At 43.0% G+C, this 1,415-nt stretch carries 2 protein-coding genes; both read left to right on the forward strand.

Annotated elements, in window-relative coordinates; genetic code table 11:
* Positions 1–260 (forward strand): hypothetical protein (locus FOT42_RS18380; protein WP_417938552.1); only part of this gene is annotated, 260 nt, incomplete at its 5' end.
* A 56-nt stretch (positions 261–316) separates the two neighbouring features.
* On the forward strand, positions 317–1,270 hold the full coding sequence (locus FOT42_RS17885; protein WP_151891795.1) for a hypothetical protein: 954 nt from the start codon (positions 317–319) through the stop codon (positions 1,268–1,270).
* Positions 1,271–1,415 lie beyond the last annotated feature (145 nt).

Genomic DNA, 1,415 nt, shown 5'->3' on the forward strand with positions numbered 1-1,415 from the left:
CTATGGAAGAACTCTACAAAATAGCCGATGACCCTGGTCAGACCAAAAATTTGGCATATGACCCAGAATACCGATCCTCTAAAAATGCTATGTGGAATCAACTCAAAACACACCTAGAAAATACTGGGGACCCCAGAATACTCGGCCTTGATCCTTGGCAGGGATATATCTACCACCAAACAGATGGTTTTGGGGCCAGCTATAACCTAAGCCTCCCAGAAGATGTAAGAAACAGGCACGCTTTAAGACCAGGCAACTAAACAGAATATTTTTTAGGGATGCTCCAATTTTCCACTCTCTTAAACAAAACAAAAAAATGATTCAAAGAAAAGCCGCTTTCTTTTTTCGTTGCCTAAAAGGCACTTTCAGATTACCACACTTTGTAATTCCACTGTTGCTTTGCTCTTTCCCAACGTGGTCCCAAAAAGTAAAAAATGTTCCCGAAGCATTCAGCGCCATCGACCCCAGTCCAACCACAATCCATATAAGGAACACTCTTGATGTCCCTACGGAAAATGGGCATTTTCAAGGGATTCAGGTAATGGAAACCCAAGGAAGAAAGAAACTTTTGGTTTCCGGGAGTTCGCTACACCGATCTTATATCCTACAAGTGGATATGGAACGCCAAGAGACCGACACGCTGATCACACTTATGAAAGATCCTTTCCGTCATGCGGGAGGAATCCAAGTGAGCAATGGGTATCTTGCGGTAGGGATCGAGGACAATTTCAAAAAGACCAGTGCCAAGGCCTGCCTCTACAATTACAGGAATGGCAATCTTTATAAATCAATACCCGATGTCATTATCGATAGGACCGGGGAAGTTAAAAGGCCAACAACCGGCGCCACGGGACTATTGGCACGTGAAAAGGGTTACTTGATGGTGGTGGCCAACTGGGATTCCAGAATATGGGATTTTTATTCGGTCGAACCGGAAAATGGAAAGTACAGATTGCTTAAAAGTTTTGAGGCACCCGACGATTGGGCAAGTTACCAATCCATCAATCTCATCATGGACGAAAAGGACATCTACGCCATTGGGTTCCATCAGGAAATGAAAACCGGACGTGCCGACCTTATCCATGTAAGCAGTGTGGATCATTTCGAGCCACAAATGAAAAAAATCGGAACAAAGTTTTTCAACTGCACAAATGGAGTGGATTTTATCGGTGCTGCAGGACTGGAAGTGGAGGATGATGAAATGCACATTTGGGCCACACAAAAAAATGCATCTGACCATATTGCAGTTAACCAATTTTCACAAAAGTAAGAGCAAACCTTCTTTCATATAGGGAAAGTTTAAAATTTATTCCAAGCCAAAATTATGCACAAAATAATCACAGACGGGCATCGCCAAAACCAACATGAACGGCCACTAAAAGTAATCCGCCCTTGTAATTTATACTCCCAATACC

The sequence above is a fragment of the Flagellimonas hadalis genome, from assembly GCF_007785775.2.
Taxonomy (GTDB): Bacteria; Bacteroidota; Bacteroidia; order Flavobacteriales; family Flavobacteriaceae; genus Flagellimonas; species Flagellimonas hadalis.